This is a genomic window from Massilia sp. UYP34 (assembly GCF_056279385.1).
Window position 1 is genome coordinate 1 of record NZ_JBWBRF010000001.1, and the last position, 17,201, is coordinate 17,201.

General features: G+C 62.6%; 17 protein-coding genes and 1 pseudogene. 2 read left to right on the forward strand and 16 right to left on the reverse strand.

Features of this window, described 5'->3' with window-relative positions; translation table 11 throughout:
• Positions 1-245, forward strand: a pseudogene (locus ACZ9AQ_RS00005) (hypothetical protein); the annotation flags it as partial.
• 5 nt (positions 246-250) lie between these two features.
• On the opposite strand, the gene ACZ9AQ_RS00010 reads toward ACZ9AQ_RS00005, so the two are convergent.
• Both ACZ9AQ_RS00010 and ACZ9AQ_RS00015 read right to left on the reverse strand, forming a co-directional pair.
• Positions 251-832: a DUF6036 family nucleotidyltransferase gene (locus tag ACZ9AQ_RS00010; protein WP_429201770.1), complete on the reverse strand. Its 582-nt coding sequence runs from the start codon at positions 830-832 to the stop codon at positions 251-253.
• Positions 826-1,425, reverse strand: a complete 600-nt coding sequence (locus tag ACZ9AQ_RS00015; RefSeq protein WP_429201769.1) for a hypothetical protein — start codon at positions 1,423-1,425, stop codon at positions 826-828. Before ACZ9AQ_RS00015 ends, ACZ9AQ_RS00010 begins: the two co-directional genes overlap by 7 nt.
• A 376-nt stretch (positions 1,426-1,801) precedes the next feature.
• On the opposite strand from ACZ9AQ_RS00015, the gene ACZ9AQ_RS00020 reads away from it, so the two are divergent.
• Positions 1,802-2,143 (forward strand): YdeI/OmpD-associated family protein, encoded by a 342-nt coding sequence (locus tag ACZ9AQ_RS00020; protein WP_429201767.1) that lies wholly within the window; start codon positions 1,802-1,804, stop codon positions 2,141-2,143.
• A 60-nt stretch (positions 2,144-2,203) separates the two neighbouring features.
• On the opposite strand, the gene ACZ9AQ_RS00025 is transcribed toward ACZ9AQ_RS00020, so the two are convergent.
• From ACZ9AQ_RS00025 to ACZ9AQ_RS00090, 14 genes are all read right to left on the reverse strand, one after another.
• The gene (locus tag ACZ9AQ_RS00025) at positions 2,204-2,959 is read right to left on the reverse strand and encodes a hypothetical protein (protein ID WP_429201766.1); all 756 of its coding nucleotides are present in this window, start codon (positions 2,957-2,959) and stop codon (positions 2,204-2,206) included.
• Between the two features lie 20 nt (positions 2,960-2,979).
• Complete coding sequence (locus ACZ9AQ_RS00030; RefSeq protein ID WP_429201764.1) at positions 2,980-3,753, reverse strand: enoyl-CoA hydratase; 774 nt, start codon at positions 3,751-3,753, stop codon at positions 2,980-2,982.
• 237 nt (positions 3,754-3,990) lie between these two features.
• Positions 3,991-5,187 (reverse strand): acetyl-CoA C-acyltransferase, encoded by a 1,197-nt coding sequence (locus tag ACZ9AQ_RS00035; protein ID WP_429201762.1) that lies wholly within the window; start codon positions 5,185-5,187, stop codon positions 3,991-3,993.
• Between the two features lie 24 nt (positions 5,188-5,211).
• Positions 5,212-7,608 carry a 3-hydroxyacyl-CoA dehydrogenase/enoyl-CoA hydratase family protein gene (locus ACZ9AQ_RS00040; RefSeq protein WP_429201760.1) on the reverse strand — a complete coding sequence of 799 codons (2,397 nt, stop codon included), beginning with the start codon at positions 7,606-7,608 and terminating at the stop codon, positions 5,212-5,214.
• A 140-nt stretch (positions 7,609-7,748) separates the two neighbouring features.
• Positions 7,749-9,539: an acyl-CoA dehydrogenase C-terminal domain-containing protein gene (locus ACZ9AQ_RS00045; protein ID WP_429201758.1), complete on the reverse strand. Its 1,791-nt coding sequence runs from the start codon at positions 9,537-9,539 to the stop codon at positions 7,749-7,751.
• A 47-nt stretch (positions 9,540-9,586) separates the two neighbouring features.
• The gene (locus ACZ9AQ_RS00050; protein ID WP_429201756.1) at positions 9,587-10,204 is read right to left on the reverse strand and encodes a TetR/AcrR family transcriptional regulator; all 618 of its coding nucleotides are present in this window, start codon (positions 10,202-10,204) and stop codon (positions 9,587-9,589) included.
• Positions 10,205-10,471: 267 nt separating this feature from the next.
• Complete coding sequence (locus ACZ9AQ_RS00055) at positions 10,472-10,855, reverse strand: RNA-binding S4 domain-containing protein (RefSeq protein WP_429201754.1); 384 nt, start codon at positions 10,853-10,855, stop codon at positions 10,472-10,474.
• Between the two features lie 18 nt (positions 10,856-10,873).
• Positions 10,874-12,034 carry a cardiolipin synthase ClsB gene (clsB, locus tag ACZ9AQ_RS00060; RefSeq protein ID WP_429201752.1) on the reverse strand — a complete coding sequence of 387 codons (1,161 nt, stop codon included), beginning with the start codon at positions 12,032-12,034 and terminating at the stop codon, positions 10,874-10,876.
• Complete coding sequence (locus ACZ9AQ_RS00065) at positions 12,022-12,852, reverse strand: endonuclease/exonuclease/phosphatase family protein (RefSeq protein WP_429201751.1); 831 nt, start codon at positions 12,850-12,852, stop codon at positions 12,022-12,024. Before ACZ9AQ_RS00065 ends, clsB begins: the two co-directional genes overlap by 13 nt.
• A gap of 136 nt (positions 12,853-12,988) precedes the next feature.
• Complete coding sequence (locus ACZ9AQ_RS00070) at positions 12,989-13,198, reverse strand: hypothetical protein (protein WP_429201750.1); 210 nt, start codon at positions 13,196-13,198, stop codon at positions 12,989-12,991.
• A 360-nt stretch (positions 13,199-13,558) separates the two neighbouring features.
• Complete coding sequence (gene nudB, locus ACZ9AQ_RS00075) at positions 13,559-14,011, reverse strand: dihydroneopterin triphosphate diphosphatase (RefSeq protein WP_429201748.1); 453 nt, start codon at positions 14,009-14,011, stop codon at positions 13,559-13,561.
• Positions 14,012-14,145: 134 nt separating this feature from the next.
• Positions 14,146-15,948, reverse strand: coding sequence for an aspartate--tRNA ligase (gene aspS / locus ACZ9AQ_RS00080; protein WP_429201746.1), 1,803 nt, complete (start codon positions 15,946-15,948; stop codon positions 14,146-14,148).
• A 69-nt stretch (positions 15,949-16,017) separates the two neighbouring features.
• Positions 16,018-16,641, reverse strand: coding sequence for a DUF502 domain-containing protein (locus ACZ9AQ_RS00085; protein WP_429201745.1), 624 nt, complete (start codon positions 16,639-16,641; stop codon positions 16,018-16,020).
• A gap of 46 nt (positions 16,642-16,687) precedes the next feature.
• The gene (locus ACZ9AQ_RS00090) at positions 16,688-17,068 is read right to left on the reverse strand and encodes an FmdB family zinc ribbon protein (RefSeq protein WP_429201743.1); all 381 of its coding nucleotides are present in this window, start codon (positions 17,066-17,068) and stop codon (positions 16,688-16,690) included.
• Positions 17,069-17,201: the final 133 nt, after the last annotated feature.

Below are 17,201 nucleotides of genomic sequence, written 5' to 3' on the forward strand. Positions count from 1 at the left end.
TACGGGGTTTCATCATGACGGCACTCGCTGGCTTGGTTCGATGTCAGGATTTTACCCAGCCGCAGGCGTCTCGGCCGAGGTTTTTAGAGGTGGCCTTAAGTTCACTACAAACTGCAGACGCCGATTTACAGGCTTTCCTGACACACGATGAAGTTGCATTCATGCTGGGCCGCTTTGCCGCATATGGCTGCGTTACGTATCGCACGCGTCGGGAAATAAATGCAGCTCAGCAGTCACGCGCCTGAGGTACTCAGGCATCTGTCGGACTATGACCTGTCGAATCGTTTCGCCGGGCCATCGCCAGAACCTCGCGGAGATTCATCCGCAAGTAATCCGTGTTGCCGACGTATCCACCAAGCGCTTCCTCGGCACGTTTCTCGATCTCTTCAGCAGAGACATGAAAACGATGAACCATATTCTGGATGTCTTCTTTATCCGGGTCGGACAATCGGGCGATCTTGCTGACAATAAGGTCGAGAGGGCTCAGCACGTAGACTCGCATCATGTCGGTGCCGATAGGTACCGGCACTGCGTCTTGCTGGTAGTCTTCATGCATCAATGCGAAGGTACTGTTATAGCTGGCATCGAGGTACAGCATATTTCCTTCCTTCGTCTCGACAACCAGGTCGGCAGGCAACAGGATTCGCTTCGAAAACTCGGCGTCGACATCGGTGGTGGTCCGCGCGGCCGTGTACAAGTGAATCGCCATTCCACCAGCAATAAGCATCGTCAGCGGCTCACGTAAATTCGTCCGCTGTTCGAGTTCGATGATCAACGATCGCAGCCCGTGCGCCAGATCCGTATGGGTTGCAAACTCAATCGGTTTCACCATGACCTCACCCCGTCCAGGCGCTTCTCAAGAAGATTACGCAAACGAGGCATATCTCTGACCAGGCCGTCCTTGACCACATCAGGAAACGGCCGCGGCACGGTATGGGCCTGGTAGTGAAACTGACGTGCAGCGGAGTCAAGAAAATCAGCCGCCATCCGGTGTCTTGTCTTGAGTAACTGTGCAGACAATCGGTAGACGTCGGCTTCCCGCCCCGATTTCGGTTGTCTGCGCATTGCCACCGCATCGGCAAGCGAATTGACCAGATCGGCTTCAGTTTCTCTGTCCCATACAATGCTTTCTTTTCCAAAAATCTGCGCAAGGCGATCGTCCTCGGGCACTTGCCGAAGCGCTGCGGCGACACCGCCTCTGTCGAGTACGCCCCACGATGTGATGCGATAAACCGGACCGCTCTTGTCGATACCAACAAAAAACTGTTGCTGCGCGAGCTTGATAGCGCGTAACACCTCGGCGCGTGTGCATTCGAGTGCTTGTGCGGTGTAATGTAATGTGGCTCGTGCGCCGAGCTCTTCCAGCGTGACGAGTACCAGCAAACACCTCCTGAAATCGTGCTTCGGAAAATCCTTATAGCGCACAATCATCTCCACTAACGAACCTCAATTAAGTATAGTCCGTTTATTGATACAGTCAACACGATTTACCTTCCCCGACATGATTGTCCCAATCTGCATCGATGGTTGAAGCACGACAGTGGCAGCAGTTGCTACCTGCACTCCACCGATCGCTAAGCCGATGGAGGAAAATGACACACGCCACTGCAAGTCGCGTTTCGAAACAGCGCTACGCCGCCCCGCCGTACGATAGGAGAAGGATGCTGGGCCTTCGTCGTTCTGCCGAAACCGATCACTAATGTCTTTCCGCGGCGCGGCTGGACGAGCATGCAAGGCGCGCTCAACGGCCGTCCGCTCCAGGCCACACTGGAGCCAGACAGCCAGTTGATCCACTGGTTCAATGGTGCCGGCCACGCTGACGACCGTGGCGGGCGTGACAATCGGAGATACCGTCATCGTCGACGTTGCCCCTGCGCCGACCAAGCAGGAACCTCCTGTCCCACCCGAGTTGGGCAAGGCGCTCGACGCATCGCTACCGGCCGGGGAGACCAGGGGCGCCGCCATTAACGCCACCCGCTTCGACTGGGTCCACTTGATCGAATACGCCAAGCAGGCCGACACTCGCTTGAAGCGCGTGGCCGATACGGGAAACATGCTCGCTTCAAGCAAGAAGCGGGTCTGCTGTTCCGACCCGTCCGGCTACTACAGCAAGAGCCATAAAGCGCAACGCGAGGCGCGCTAAAGCAACTATCGTCATTGATCTGAGCAGAGCTGATTGTTGCTGGCGCGATCCCAGGCACCACTAGCCTCCACCGTCGCGATCGCGTCTCGGCGCCTTTACCTTGTGAACTGCGACGAACCGCAGCCCCTCTACATGGATAGTCCGAACCGCATCGCTTTCGTATATTGCAACGTATTTCTCGGAACTATCAATAATAAATCCACTTGCAATCCGAGTCGGATTTCCAGCTTCAAACACATCATTGCAATATCGAATACCAGGTTGAACCTTATCGCATCCTAGCGTGTATACCTCCGCATCTTCTGCAGCGCGACGTGCTCCTGCCGCCTGTCCAAACATCATTGGCATGATGAAGAGCACAAATAAAGCGAATGCAAGATAACTGAATCCAATTACTAACGTCGGCACAAGCACAAGATTTCCCAGCAGGCGCAACAGCGGATTCATACGCATCCTACTGCGGAGCCACTGCAATTGGCTACTCTGAGTAGTCTTGCGATCCACCCAGCGGAGACTTTGCCAAAAGTAGGCTCCGAAAATAAAGGCAGCAATAACCACTAGCCCAGAACCTAAAAGCCGCATGCCGGATTCCGCTACGGCCATATAGGCGTACAGAAAGTAGTCAGCAGTCGACTTTTCTAGAAGATTTAGAGGAATGCGAAATGCGTTCAGATATGCTTGGTGATAAGCTACGCCGGTCAAATATGCGGCCCCGCTTAACAGCGGGGCCGCAACGCCCAGGGTCAAGGGCAGCCAGAACTTCTCCAGCCTTCCTTCCCTTGCATCTTGCTGAAGTAAATCTGCTTGCTCGGCCATATTGCCCTCTTTAGGACAGGTCAGTCGAACTTGCTGAAATCCGGCTTCCTCTTCTCGAAGAAGGCGGTGAACGCCTCTTTTGCCTCGGCGCCGGTCAGCATGGCGCTGAAGCGCTCGTTCTCGGCGGCGATGGTCTCCTTCACCAGCGCGCCCCGCGCGCGCTTCATCAGCGCCTTGGTGGTGCGGATCGACGCGGGCGGCAGCTTGGCCAGCTTGGCGGCCTGGCCCTGGGCGAAGAACAGCAGCTCGGCATCCGGCAGCACGCGCGCCACGATGCCCATCTCCAGCGCTTCCTGCGCCACGAACGGCTCGCCCAGCAGCAGCTTCTCGGCGGCGCGGGTGTAGCCGGCCGATTGCGCCACCAGCAGCGACGAAGCGAATTCCGGGCACAGGCCAAGCTGGGTGAACGGCATCGAGAACCTGGCGTTCTCGGAGCAATAGACCAGGTCGCAGTGCATCAAGAGCGTGGTGCCGATGCCGACCGCGGCGCCGGCGACGGCCGCCACCACCGGTTTCGTTGCGCCTTCCAGCGCGGTCATGAACTGGAATACCGGGCGGTCCGGCGTCATCGCGCCGTCGCCGACGTTGTTCAAGAAGTCGTCCAGGTCGTTCCCGGCGGTGAAGATCTCGGGCTGGCCGGTGATCAGGATCGCGCGCACCGACGCGTCCTGCTCGGCGTCCTGCAGCGCGTCGGCCATGGCCTGGTACATCGCGCCGGTGATCGCGTTCTTGCGTTCGACGCGGTTGAATTCGATGGTGAGGATGCCGTCGGCGTTGGTGAGGCGGATGGTCATTGCTGTCTCCACGGTTGTTCTTCAGGTGGTTGGACGCGTCGGCAGGGAACCTGCCGACCCTACGGATTTCGCGTGTTCATCCGTTGGGCAGCGCGTGTCGGGTGTCCATGCGTCAGTTGGACGCGTGGGCGGGAGACCCGCCCACCCCACGTCACGCTCGCGGCATTGACGTACGGTGCTTGGATTTCCCGCCCACGCTTGAAATGCGGCGGCGCAGTAAAGCGCCGCCATGTTGGCTCAGACGCGCTCGATGATGCCCGCCGCGCCCATGCCGGCGCCGACGCACATCGTCACCATGCCGTACTTGAGGTTGTTGCGGCGCAGCGCGTGCACGACGGTCGCAGCGCGGATCGCGCCGGTCGCGCCCAGCGGGTGGCCCAGGGCGATCGCGCCGCCCATCGGGTTGACCTTGCTGGTGTCCAGGCCCAGGTCGCGGATCACGGCCAGCGCCTGGGCGGCGAAGGCTTCGTTCAGCTCGATCCAGTCCAGCTGGTCTTGCGTGATGCCGGCGGCGGCCAGCGCGGCGGGGATCGCCACCTTCGGGCCGATGCCCATGATCTCCGGCGGCACGCCGCGCACGGCGAACGAGGAGAACCTGGCCAGCGGGGTCAGGTTGTGCTCCTTCAGGATCTTTTCGCTGACGACGATCAGCGCGCCGGCGCCGTCCGACATCTGCGACGAGGTCGCGGCGGTGACCGACCCCTTGGCCGCGAACACGGGCTTGAGCTTGGCCATGCCTTCAGGGCTGGCGTCGGCGCGCGGGCCTTCGTCGCTGTCGACCAGGCGCTTCTTGACGCTGATTTCACCGGTAGCCAGGTTCGGCGTGCGGGTGATGACTTCGACCGGGGTGATCTCGTCCCTGAAGTAGCCGGCCTGCTGGGCGGCGATGGCGCGGCGGTGCGATTCCAGGCCGAAGGCGTCCTGGTCTTCGCGCGAGATCTTCCACTGGTTGGCGACGTTCTCGGCGGTCAGACCCATGCCGTAGGCCAGGCCCACGTTCTCGTCCTTGAAGGTCTCCATATTGATCGACGGATGGTGGCCCATCATCGGCACCATCGACATCGATTCGACGCCGCCGGCGATCATCACGTCGGCTTCGCCCACGCGGATGCGGTCGGCCGCCATCGCCAGCGCGGTGATGCCCGAGGCGCAGTAGCGGTTGACGGTGACGCCGCCCACCGTGTTCGGCAGGCCGGCCAGCACCACGGCGTTACGCGCCACGTTGAAGCCCTGCTCGGCCTCGGGGAACGAGCAGCCGACGATGGCGTCGACGATCAGGGCCGGGTCCAGGTTCGGCACGGCGGCCATGGCGCCGCGGATGGCGTGCACCAGGAGGTCGTCCGGGCGGGTCTTGTTGAACATGCCGCGCGGCGCCTTGCCGATCGGGGTGCGGGTCGCTGCGACGATGTATGCGTCTTGAAGTTGTTTGCTCATGTCAGTGTCCTGTTCTGTCGGCGCTTAGTTGCGGACTGGCTTGCCGGTCTGCATCATGCCCATGATGCGTTCCTGGGTCTTCGGATTGTTCAGCAGGGCCACGAAGGCCTTGCGTTCCAGGTCGAGGATCCACTGTTCGCTCACCACGCTGCCCTGGTCGATGTCGCCGCCGGTGACGATCTCGGCGATGGTGTCGCCCAGGTGGTAGTCATAGGCCGAGATGAAGCCGCCGTCGCGCATATTGACCATCTGGCCGCGGATGGTGCCCCAGCCATAACGGCCGGTGACCGGGAAGGTGCGGCGTGCCGGGGCGCGATAACCCGCGTCGAACATGGCGCGCGCGGTGGTCTTGGCCACGTGCAGCAGTTCATACGCATTGAACACGATGACATCGTCTTCTTTCAGGTAGCCCATGGCCTTGGCTTCCAGCGCCGACTTCGACACCTGCGCGGTGGCAGCGTTCATGAAGCCGTTCTTCAGGAATTGCAGGATGTCGTTGCCCTTGGCTTCGTTCGCCGCGCGCAGCGCCGCCTCTTTCAGGCCGCCGCCGGCCGGCACCAGGCCGACGCCCACTTCGACCAGGCCGATGTACGACTCGATCGAGGCCACGCGCTTCGATGCATGCAGCGCCAGCTCGCAGCCGCCGCCCAGCGCCAGGCCGGCCACGGCCGCCACGACCGGGATGTTCGAGTACTTCATCGCCATGAAGGTGTCCTGCAGCTCGCGCACGATCGGCTCCATCGCCTTCGCGCCGCCGGCCATGAAGGCCGGCAGGGCCGATTGCAGGTCGGCGCCGGCCGAGAACGCGCCGCCTTCGGCCGCGTCGGTATTCCAGATCACCACGCCCTTGTAGCCCTGCTCGGCTTCTTTCAGCGCGCGCTGGATGCCCTTGATGACGCCGTCGCCGATCACGTGCATCTTGGTCTTGAGCGAGATGACCAGCACCTCGTCGCCCGAATGCCACAGGCGCACCGAGTCGTCCTCGAACACGGTGGTGCCGGCAGTCCTGGCGTCCTGCGTGGTCGAGCCGACCACCGGCGCGCGGAACTGCTGGCGCTGGTAGACCGGCAGGTCGGACAGCGGCACGTAGGCGTTCCTGGTCACCGAGTACGAACCTTCAGGAGTGTGCACGCCCTTCTCGGCGACCGCGCCCTCGAACACCCATGCCGGGAGCGGCGCATCGGACAGGGCCTTGCCCGCTTCGATGTCTTCCTTCACCCACTGCGCGATCTGGGTCCAGCCGGCGGCTTGCCAGGTCTCGAACGGGCCGACGCTCCAGCCGAAGCCCCAGCGCATCGCGAAATCGACGTCGCGCGCATTGTCGGCGATGGTGTCGAGGTGGACGGCGATATAGTGGAAGGCGTCGCGGAAGATCGCCCACAGGAACTGCGCCTGCGGGTTGGTCGAATCGCGCATGGCCTTGAACTTCTTGACCGGGTCTTTCTCTTTCAGGATGCGGCCGACGATGTCGGCGGCTTTCGCGCCGCTCGGCACGTAGTCGCCGGTGGCGAAGTCCAGGCGCTGGATCTCCTTGCCGACCTTCTTGTAGAAGCCGGCGCCGGTCTTCTGGCCCAGCGCGCCCTTCTCGATCAGCCTGGCCAGGATGTCCGGCGTCTTGTACACGCTGAAGAACGGGTCGTCCTTCAGATTATCCTGCATGGTCTTGATCACGTGGCCCATGGTGTCCAGGCCGACCACGTCCGCGGTGCGGAAGGTGCCCGACTTGGCGCGGCCCAGCTTGGCGCCGGTCAGGTCGTCGACCACGTCCACGCTCAAACCGAATTTCTCTGCTTCGACGATGGTGGCCAGCATGCCGAAGATGCCGACGCGGTTGGCGATGAAGTTCGGCGTGTCTTTCGCGCGCACCACGCCCTTGCCCAGGGTCGAGGTCAGGAAGGTTTCGAGCTGGTCCAGGATCTCCGGGCGGGTGGCCTCGGTCGGGATCAGTTCCACCAGGTGCATGTAGCGCGGCGGATTGAAGAAGTGCACGCCGCAGAAGCGCGCCTTCAGCTCGGCGTCGAAGCCTTCGGCCAGCTTGTTGATCGACAGGCCCGAGGTGTTCGAGGCGAAGATCGCGTGCGGCGCGATGTGCGGCGCGACCTTGGCGTACAGGTCGTGTTTCCAGTCCATGCGCTCGGCGATGGCTTCGATGATCAGGTCGCACCCGGCCAGCACGTCGAGGTTGTCCTCGTAGTTGGCCACTTCGATCAGCGCCGCGTCATCCTTGTTGCCCAGCGGGGCCGGCGACAGTTTTTTCAGGTTCTCGATGGCGCGCAGCACGATGCCGTTCTTTGGACCTTCCTTGGCTGGCAGGTCGAACAGCACGACCGGCACCTTGGCGTTCACGCAGTGCGCGGCGATCTGCGCACCCATCACGCCGGCGCCCAGCACGGCGACTTTCTTGACGATGAAATTGGACATGTGTGTTCCTTATTCCTTAGTTGGCTCGTCGTTCCCGCGAAGGCGGGGACCCAAGTTTTTCAGCTCAGTGGCAGCGCTTGCAAACTTGGGTTCCCGCCTTCGCGGGAACGACGGCGTTGGTCGATCAGCGTGACGTGGTGTTAGAACAGCTCGGCGTCCAGCGCCGTCAGGTTCGCGGCGCCCGACCGCGCCTGGCGGATCAGCATCGCGGTTTCCGGGTACAGGCGGGCGAAATAGAAGCGGATCGTCGCCAGCTTGGACTCGTAGAACTTGTCGCCCGAATCGAGCTTGGCCAGGGCGATCTTGGCCTGTTGCGCGAACAGGTAGCTGTACACCAGGTGGCCGGCCACGCGCAGGTAAGGCACGGCGGCGGCGCCCACTTCGTCCGGGTTCTGGAAGGCCTTCATGCCGATTTCCATGGTCAGCTTGGTGACTTTCTCGCCCAGCTCGCCCAGCGGGGTCACGAACTCGGACAGCTGCTCATCCAGGCCGTTGTCTTCGACGAAGGCCTTGATCTTCTCGCCGAACTTGCGCAGTTTGGCACCGTTGTCCATCAGGATCTTGCGGCCCAACAGATCCAGCGACTGCACGGTGTTGGTGCCTTCGTAGATCATGTTGATGCGGGCGTCGCGCACGTACTGCTCCATGCCCCACTCGGCGATGTAGCCGTGGCCGCCGTACACCTGCATCGCTTCCGAGGTCGCGATCCAGCCGTTGTCGGTGATGAAGGCCTTGATGATCGGGGTCAGGAGCGCCACTTCGTCGGCCGCTTCCTTGCGCACGTCTTCGTCAGGGTGGTTCAGCTCGCGGTCGATCTGCAGCGCGACGTAGGACGAGAAGGCGCGCGCGCCTTCGGCATAGGCTTTGGCCGTCAGCAGCATGCGCCGCACGTCCGGGTGCACGATGATCGGGTCGGCCGGTTTGTCCGGCGCCTTCGGGCCCGACAGGCTGCGCATCTGGATGCGGTCCTTGGCGTAGGCCAGCGCGTTCTGGTACGCGACTTCGGTCAGGCCCAGCGACTGCATGCCCACGCCCAGGCGGGCGGCGTTCATGAACACGAACATCGCCTGCAGGCCCTTATGGGGCTGGCCGATCAGGGTGCCGCGCGCGTTATCGAGGTTCATCTGGCAGGTCGAGTTACCGTGGATGCCCATCTTTTCTTCGATGGCGCCGCAGGCGATGCCGTTGCGCTCGCCCAGCGAGCCGTCGTCGTTCGGCAGGAACTTCGGTACCAGGAACAGCGAGATGCCCTTCGAGCCTTCCGGCGCGTCCGGCAGGCGCGCCAGCACCAGGTGGACGATGTTCTCGGACATGTCGTGCTCACCCGCCGAGATGAAGATCTTCGAGCCGGTGATGAGATACGTGCCGTCGGCCTGCGGCTCGGCCTTCGAGCGCAAGAGGCCCAGGTCGGTGCCGCAGTGGGCTTCGGTCAGGCACATGGTGCCGGTCCACTCGCCCGAGACCAGTTTTGGCAGGTACAGGCGTTTCTGGTCGTCGGTGCCGTGCTCCAGCAGGCACTCGTAGGCGCCGTGCGACAGGCCCGGATACATCGACCAGGCCTGGTTCGACGAGTTCAGCATCTCGTAGAACGAGTTGTTCAGGGAGATCGGCAGGCCCTGGCCGCCGTATTCAGGGTCGCAGGCCAGCGCCGCCCAGCCGCCTTCCACGTACTGCCGGTAGGCTTCCTTGAAGCCCTTCGGGGTGGTCACGGTCTTGTCAAGGGCATTGAAGTGGCAGCCTTCGCGGTCGCCCGAGTGGTTCAGCGGGAACAGCACCTCTTGCGTGAACTTCGCGCCTTCTTCCAGCACCTGGTTGATGATGTCGGCATCGATCTCCGAGTACTTCGGCAGATTCTTGAATTCTTCGGTGACGTTGAGGAATTCGTGCAGAACGAACTGCATATCCCGGATTGGCGCGACGTACTGACCCATGGTTATCTCCTGAACGAGGGTAAAGATGTTGGACGTGGCAGGCGGCGTTACGCCGCCTGATGGTCTTGCGGTAGTTGGGGACTGCGGTAATTCTCGACCAGGCGCTCGAAGGCGGCCCGCGCGCGCTCGACCGCGCCTGGATTGCGCAGGAAGCGGGCGTCGTGGTGCAGGGCGAGGATCAGGCCGTGCATCTCGAACACCAGCTGCTCGGGATCGAGATCGGCGCGCAGATGCCTGGCTTCGACCGCCTGCTGCACGCTGCGCAGCAGCGCGCCCTGCCAGGCACGCACCATCGACACCAGCTCCTCGCGGATCGGGCCTTCGCGGTCGTCGTATTCCACGGCGCCGCTGATATAGATGCAGCCCGACGCGATCTCGACCGAAACGCGCTTGACCCAGCGGGTATACATCGCCACCAGGCGCGGCAGGCCGCGCGCTTCCTTGATGCTCGGATAAAACACCTCTTGCTCGAAGCGGTGGTGATACAGCTTGACCACCTCGAGCTGCAGGTCTTCGCGCGAACCGAAATGGGCGAACACGCCTGACTTGCTCATGCTCATCCGGTCGGCCAGCAAGCCGATGGTCAAGCCTTCGAGACCGTTGCGGCTGGCGAGATCGAGCGCGACGTCGAGGATCGCGGCCCGCGTCTGCTCGCCTTTGCGCATGAATTTAGCTGAAGTACTGATGGCTGCCCCTGAATCGAAAAAAATCCGAACGCTCGTACTATTATCTATCAGCCGAGGAATGTCAAACGGGAACTTAGAGGTGACGTTCTATTGATGCAAGACAACGATTGGCGCCGGGAGATGGCGCCATGGAGCGCTTCCGTCCGCCGCCGTGGGCGAGGACCGGAAGTTTGTTGTTTCACCCATAAAGGTACAGCATTTCGGCGCAACGGGATATCCCGTTGACGAGGGGCATTGCGCCCGTCGTCATTCCTCGCCCACGCGCTCCATTGCGCGGCGGTCGCGCTTGGTCGGACGGCCCTTGATGTCCATGCTCGGCTCGGGGTACAGGCGGCGCGCCGTCTTGTCGTTCTCGCGCCGCGCAATGCTCTCGTCGGTCTCGAAATACAGGGTGCGCGCCACCGGCGCCGGCCCGCGCGAGCCCGAAATCGCGGCCACGATCACTTCCCAGCGATCGGAACCGTTGTCGATCAGGATGCGGTCGTTGATCTTGACGGCGCGCGCCGGCTTGACCGGTTCGCCGCCAATGCGCACCCGGCCGCGCTCCACCGCGTCCTGGGCCAGCGAGCGGGTCTTGAAGAAGCGCGCCGCCCACAGCCATTTGTCGATTCGTACGTTGTCTTTTTCCATCTTCTCTTTCCGTTATCCCTAGGTATAGCCGAACGTGACGACCCGCATCACCAGCTTGTACATCATGTAGGCCATGCCATAGGTGGCGCGGCGCAGCCAGCCGATATGGGCGAACTCCTGCGGACAGACTTCCTCGCCGTCCAGGATGCCGCGCTCGATGTGCGCGCGCATGGTGGCGGCGAACACCGGATCGCTCACCACCACATTGGCTTCCTGGTTCAGGAACAGCGACAGGCCGTCGCAATTGCTGGAACCGACCGTGGCCCAGTCGTCGTCGACCACCGCCACCTTCGCATGCAGCTGGGTCTTGCGGTACTCGACCACCCGCACGCCGTCAAGCAGCAGCTTGGGATAGAAGGAATGCGCGACCGCATCCTGGAGCTTGAACTCCCCCACCCCGATCAGCAGCGTCACCTGCACGCCGCGCCGCGCGGCATGCGCCAGCGCCTTGCGGAACTTGCGGCCCGGCGCGAAGTACGGCGTCGCCAGCAGCACGCTGTGGCGCGCGCGTCCCAATGCTTGCAGATAGGCTTTCTGGATCGTGCTGCGGTTGCGCAGGTTGTCACGCACCACAAATGCGGCCCGGGCCGGGCTTTCGCAAGAGGGAATGGCTTGCTTGCGCATCTCTCGGAACAACTGGAAGCGCTTGCGCAGCCGCAGGCGGCCGCTGCGGGTCCACTGGACTTGCGCCTCCTGGTGGATCTGGGCCACCAGCGGCCCGCGCACGCGCACCGAGAAGTCCCAGCGCGGCGCCGGCAGGCGGTGGCCGTCGGCGTGGTCGCACAGCCAGTCGTCGTTGACGTTGATGCCGCCCACGAAGGCGACTTCGCGGTCGATCACGGCGATCTTGCGGTGCGACCGGGCGATGCCGCGCCGGCACCAGGGATTGAACACGCGGTATTGGGCGCCGGCCTCGACCAGGGTGGATCCGAGCCGGCCGCAGCAGCGGTGGCCGGTGCCGAACCAGTCGACCAGCACCCTCACCTTCACGCCACGCCGGGCGGCGCGCGCGAGGGCGTCGCGCACGGCGGCGCCGGTCTCGTCCTCGGCAAAGATATAGGTCTCGAACAAGACCTCGTGCTGGGCGGCGTCGAGCGCTTCGATCAGCGCCGGGAAAAAAGCAATGCCGCTCTGCAGCAGCGCGATGTCATTGTTGTCGACGAAGGTCAGACTGCGCATGGACCTTGCGTGAGTTCGAGCTCGGCCACGATCGGCGCATGATCGGACAGCTTGGCCCACAACGGCCCATGCATCACCTTGGCGCTGTTGACCTTGAAGCCGCGTACGTAGATGCGGTCGAGCCTGAACCACGGCAGCATGGCCGGGAAGGTACGGGCCGGCGCCAGGCGCGGCTGGCGACCGGCCCAGCTGCGCACCATGTCGCCCATCGGCGAGCGCGGACCCAGTTCGTCGAACACTTCCTTGACGCCCAGGGCGTTGCGTAACTTGTCGCTGAGGGTATTGCGCCAGTCGTTGAAGTCGCCCGCGATGATCACCGGCTCGCCGTTCGGCGCCGAAGCGTTGACGGCATCGATCAGCGAGGCGGTCTGGCGGCCACGGCCGCCTTCGAACAGGCCCAGGTGGACCACGTAGCAGTGCACGCGGCATTCGGGCGCGCCCAGGATGCAGTGCAGGATGCCGCGCTGCTCGTAGGCGTGGTCGGAGACGTCGTGGTTGTGCGAATTCTCGATCGGCCAGCAGCTCAGCAGCGCATTGCCGTGGTGGCCGTGGTCATAGACCGTGTTCATCCCGTAGGCCGTATGGTGGACGTCGGCGGCGAAGTAATCGTACTGGGCCGTCTCGGGCCAGTGGCGGTGGCCGCGGTCTTCCTTGCCATAGCGCGCCTGGTAGCGGTCGTGCCGCCCCTGCACCTCTTGCAGGAACACCACGTTGGCATCGAATTCAGCAATGGCCTTCTTGAGCGCGATCACGCGTGGCGTGCTGCGCAGCGAGGTGACGCCCTTATGAATGTTGTAAGTGGCTACACGGATTTTCATGGGAACATTCTACCCGGATCGGACCAGCGTTCTCGTGGAACGGGCCCAATCGTGCGCTTCACAGCCTGACGCTGGAGCGCGGAGCGCGGCGGCCTGCTTGATGCCGTCGCGCCCTCACTGAATCTGAATCCGACAGTCAGGCAAGCGCCAGCGCCGTATCGTAGACCGCTTCATGCCCCGACACGATCATGCGGCGCGGACGGCGTTCTTGCGCGCCCTGCTTCTCTGCGCGCGGCGCCAACGGACCGCTCAGGCGCAGGCCGTCGAACAGGTCGATATAAATGCAGTCGTCCCCTAGCGTGATTGCCTTAACTTTCTTGTCGCCATTCAGTTCGAGGTTATCCATTTTTTCTCCCAGAATCATCCACTTAAAAGTTGCACATCAAAAATTCACCTTGGGTGAGCCGTTGACCTTAATCCACACATTTACTGTTGTCAAACGTGGAATATCTTGTGCATACGCAATTTCACAAAATTTCCTATTGCCACGAAAAAGTCAATTGAACTGTAATCAAATGTATTTTCATAGGAGAGAATACGTTTGCGCGAGCTCATATGCGTGGTCACGCACAGACCATTTTCTAAAAAAAGACCCTGCGTGCTTTTGTTAAAAAACGTCATTTTATTGCGCACACATGCCATATTTCAATGATGATTTTCGGCAAATAAGCTGCTTTTAAGCAATTTTATTTGCCGTTCGCAATTTTTAGCCTGTCTTGCGGGGCAATTGCAGGATGGCTTCGGCGTTGGAAGACGAGAAGCAGCGGTCCGCCGCTTCCAGGTGCGGCAGCCAGGCATGGCGCAAATGCTCGCGCGGGCTGAGGAGGATGGGGATGTCGCGCGGCACGCAGACCGAGAACACGTGCTCGGTGTTGTGGGTCACGCCGGGGGCGTAGCGGTGGCGCCAGACGGGATAGATTTCGTAGACGTTGGAGAGCTGCCAGTCGCGCAGGCGAATACGTCCGCCGTCGACCACGATGCCGGTCTCTTCGAACAGTTCGCGCGCGGCGGTCGTCATCAAGGGCTCGTCGGGCGCGTCGAGCGAACCGGTGACCGATTGCCAGAAGCCCGGGCGATCGGCGCGTTCGAGCAACAGCACTTCCATGTCGGAAGTGTGGATCACGACCAGGACCGATTCGGGGATCTTGTGGGGTTTCATGGAAACCTCGTTGCTGAACGTAGGGTCAGCGGGTCTCCCGCCGACGCGGCGATCGTGATCGGCTCCTTGTCGGCGCCGAATGATCTTGCTGCAAACTATCACCGCGTCGGCGGCAAGCCGCCAACCCTACGCGATCAGGCGACCTTCGGCTCGTTGCGCAGACGGATATGCAGCTCCTTGAGCTGCTTCTCGTCGACTTCCGACGGCGCGTTGGTCAACAGGTCTTGCGCGCGCTGGGTTTTCGGGAAGGCGATCACGTCGCGGATCGACTCGGAGCCGGTCATCAGGGTGATCAGGCGATCCAGGCCGAAGGCAAGGCCACCGTGCGGCGGCGCGCCGTACTGCAGCGCATCGAGCAGGAAGCCGAACTTGAGCCGCGCTTCCTCGGCATCGATCTTTAGCGCGCGGAACACCTTGCTCTGCACTTCCTCGCGGTGGATACGGATCGAGCCGCCGCCCAGTTCCCAGCCGTTCAGGACCATGTCGTAGGCCTTGGCGACGCAGGCGCCCGGGTTCGACTCCAGCATGTCTTCGTGGCCGTCCTTCGGCGCGGTGAACGGGTGGTGGGTCGCGGTCCAGCGGTCGCCGTCTTCGTCGTACTCGAACATCGGGAAGTCGACCACCCACAGCGGGGCCCAGACGTCGTCGAACAGGCCGGCCTTCTTGCCGAATTCCGAGTGGCCGATCTTCACGCGCAGCGCGCCCAGGGCGTCGTTGACGACTTTCGCCTTGTCGGCGCCGAAGAAGATCAGGTCGCCGTCCTGGGCGCCGGTCAACTCCAGGATCTGCGCCAGCACGTCGTCGGAGAGGTTCTTGACGATCGGCGACTGCAGGCCGTCACGGCCTTTCGCCTTCTCGTTCACCTTGATGTAGGCCAGGCCCTTGGCGCCGTAGATCGCGACGAACTGGGTGTAGGCGTCGATTTCCGAACGCGGCATCGAACCGCCCTGCGGCACGCGCATGCCGACCACGCGGCCGTTCGGCAGATTGGCCGCGCTGTTGAACACCTTGAACTCGACCGACTTCATCAGTTCGGTCAGTTCGGTGAACTCGAGCTTGACGCGCATGTCCGGCTTGTCCGAACCATATTTGCCCATGGCAGTGGCGAAGTCCATCACCGGGAACGGGTTCGGCAGGTCGACGTCGGTGGTGTTCTTGAACACGACGCGCATCATCTCTTCGAACAGGTCGCGGATTTCCTGCTCGCTCAGGAACGAGGTCTCGCAGTCGATCTGGGTGAATTCAGGCTGGCGGTCGGCGCGCAGGTCTTCGTCGCGGAAGCACTTGGTGATCTGGTAGTAGCGGTCGAAGTTGGCGACCATCAAGAGCTGCTTGAACAGCTGCGGCGACTGTGGCAGCGCGAAGAAGTTGCCGGCGTTGACACGCGACGGCACCAGGTAGTCGCGCGCGCCTTCCGGGGTCGACTTGGTCAGCATCGGGGTCTCGATGTCGATGAAGCCCAGGTTGTCCAGGTACTTGCGCACTTCCATCGACACCTTGTAGCGCAGGCGCAGGTTGTGCTGCATCTGCTGGCGGCGCAGGTCGAGCACGCGGTGCGTCAGGCGGGTGGTTTCCGACAGGTTGTCGTCGTCCAGCTGGAACGGCACCGGCACCGAGGCGTTCAGCACTTCGACTTCGGTCGCGTTGATCTCGATCTTGCCCGACTTCAGGTTGGCATTGGCCGTGCCTTCCAGGCGGTTGGTGACCGTGCCGACGATGCGCAGGCAGTACTCGTTGCGCACGTGTTCGGCGGCCTTGAAGACGGCGGCGTTGTCCGGATGGCAGACCACCTGCACCAGGCCTTCGCGGTCGCGCAGGTCGATGAAGATCACGCCGCCGTGGTCACGGCGGCGGTGCACCCAGCCGCACAGGCTGACGGTTTGGCCCAGCAGTTCCTCGGTCACGAGGCCGCAGTAGTTGGTACGCATGGTGGACATAGTTTTCGTTCCAGGTTGGTTGATTGCTCGCGCCGCCATCGCAGGCGGCCACTATTCTTTGATTCGGTGCTACTTGATCGCCGCGGCCGGCGCGCTGGCCGATGCGCCCGGCGGCGCGACCACGCCCATCGAGACGATGTACTTCAATGCCGCATCGACCGTCATGTCCAGCTCTTTCACGCGGCTGCGCTCCATCATCAGGAAGAAGCCGGAGGTCGGGTTCGGGGTGGTCGGCACGTAGACGCTGACGAAGTCGCCGCCCAGGTGCCCCGCCACTTCGCCGCCCGGCACGCCGGTGAGGAAGGCGATGGTGTACGAATCGGCATGCGGATACGGCACCAGCACCGCCTGGCGGAAGGCATTGCCCGACGGCGAGAACAGCGTGTCCGATACCTGCTTGACGCTGCCGTACAGCGAGCTGACCACCGGCACGCGCTTGAGCAGGCGCTCGCCCAGGCGCACGATGTAGTTGCCGACCAGGTTGTTGGTGAGCAGGCCAGTCATGAACACGATGGCCAGGGTCAGCACCGCGCCGACGCCCGGCACGTCCATGCCGAACATGACGCGTGGTTGCCAGGCGTCGGGCACGAACAGCAGCGACTGGTCGAGCGTGCTGATGATCAGGTTCAGCACCCAGGCCGTGATGACCAGGGGCACCAGGACCAGCAGGCCGGTGATGAAATATTTGCGCATCGGATTCCCGTTGTACTTGTTGGCGCGCGGCGCTGGCCGCGCCGGATCAGGCGCCGTTCTTGTCGCCGGACGTGCCCGGCGTGGCCGGCGCCGCGGCTGCCGGTGCGCTGGACCCGGTCGCCGCGGCCGGCGCCGCGCCATTGCCGGACGCGCCATTGTCGGACGTGCCAGTAGCGGACATGCCGGTAGCGGACGTGCCGGTACCGGACGCGCCGTTGCCGGCTGCGCCGCTGGCAGGCGGCGTGCCGCCGCGGAAATCGGTCACGTACCAGCCGGTGCCCTTGAGCTGGAAGCCGGCAGCGGTCACTTGTTTCTGGAACGACGGCTTGGCACAGGACGGGCACACGGTCAGGACCGGATCCGAAATTTTTTGCAGTACATCTTTGGAAAAACCGCAGTCTTCGCAACGGTAGGCGTAAATCGGCATGCTAGGTGCTCCGCAAAAATCTTCAAAACCCTGAATTATAAAGCTTTTGCACGGGCATTTGCCGTTTGCGGACTACCTCGGCTGGCATAGAGCCGCCGCATGGGCAAGTGCGCACCGTTCGATGTTGTTTTTC

What these genes read in the sequence shown, in the direction of transcription:
- ACZ9AQ_RS00030 (WP_429201764.1), bottom strand. Translation starts at nt 3,753, where the DNA reads ATGACCATCCGCCTCACCAACGCCGACGGCATCCTCACCATCGAATTC.
- ACZ9AQ_RS00010 (WP_429201770.1), bottom strand. Translation starts at nt 832, where the DNA reads ATGGTGAAACCGATTGAGTTTGCAACCCATACGGATCTGGCGCACGGG.
- clsB (WP_429201752.1), bottom strand. Translation starts at nt 12,034, where the DNA reads ATGCGCAGTCTGACCTTCGTCGACAACAATGACATCGCGCTGCTGCAG.
- ACZ9AQ_RS00055 (WP_429201754.1), bottom strand. Translation starts at nt 10,855, where the DNA reads ATGGAAAAAGACAACGTACGAATCGACAAATGGCTGTGGGCGGCGCGC.
- ACZ9AQ_RS00045 (WP_429201758.1), bottom strand. Translation starts at nt 9,539, where the DNA reads ATGGGTCAGTACGTCGCGCCAATCCGGGATATGCAGTTCGTTCTGCAC.
- ACZ9AQ_RS00040 (WP_429201760.1), bottom strand. Translation starts at nt 7,608, where the DNA reads ATGTCCAATTTCATCGTCAAGAAAGTCGCCGTGCTGGGCGCCGGCGTG.
- ACZ9AQ_RS00070 (WP_429201750.1), bottom strand. Translation starts at nt 13,198, where the DNA reads ATGGATAACCTCGAACTGAATGGCGACAAGAAAGTTAAGGCAATCACG.
- nudB (WP_429201748.1), bottom strand. Translation starts at nt 14,011, where the DNA reads ATGAAACCCCACAAGATCCCCGAATCGGTCCTGGTCGTGATCCACACT.
- ACZ9AQ_RS00085 (WP_429201745.1), bottom strand. Translation starts at nt 16,641, where the DNA reads ATGCGCAAATATTTCATCACCGGCCTGCTGGTCCTGGTGCCCCTGGTC.
- aspS (WP_429201746.1), bottom strand. Translation starts at nt 15,948, where the DNA reads ATGTCCACCATGCGTACCAACTACTGCGGCCTCGTGACCGAGGAACTG.
- ACZ9AQ_RS00020 (WP_429201767.1), top strand. Translation starts at nt 1,802, where the DNA reads ATGGTGCCGGCCACGCTGACGACCGTGGCGGGCGTGACAATCGGAGAT.
- ACZ9AQ_RS00090 (WP_429201743.1), bottom strand. Translation starts at nt 17,068, where the DNA reads ATGCCGATTTACGCCTACCGTTGCGAAGACTGCGGTTTTTCCAAAGAT.
- ACZ9AQ_RS00065 (WP_429201751.1), bottom strand. Translation starts at nt 12,852, where the DNA reads ATGAAAATCCGTGTAGCCACTTACAACATTCATAAGGGCGTCACCTCG.
- ACZ9AQ_RS00050 (WP_429201756.1), bottom strand. Translation starts at nt 10,204, where the DNA reads ATGCGCAAAGGCGAGCAGACGCGGGCCGCGATCCTCGACGTCGCGCTC.
- ACZ9AQ_RS00035 (WP_429201762.1), bottom strand. Translation starts at nt 5,187, where the DNA reads ATGAGCAAACAACTTCAAGACGCATACATCGTCGCAGCGACCCGCACC.
- ACZ9AQ_RS00025 (WP_429201766.1), bottom strand. Translation starts at nt 2,959, where the DNA reads ATGGCCGAGCAAGCAGATTTACTTCAGCAAGATGCAAGGGAAGGAAGG.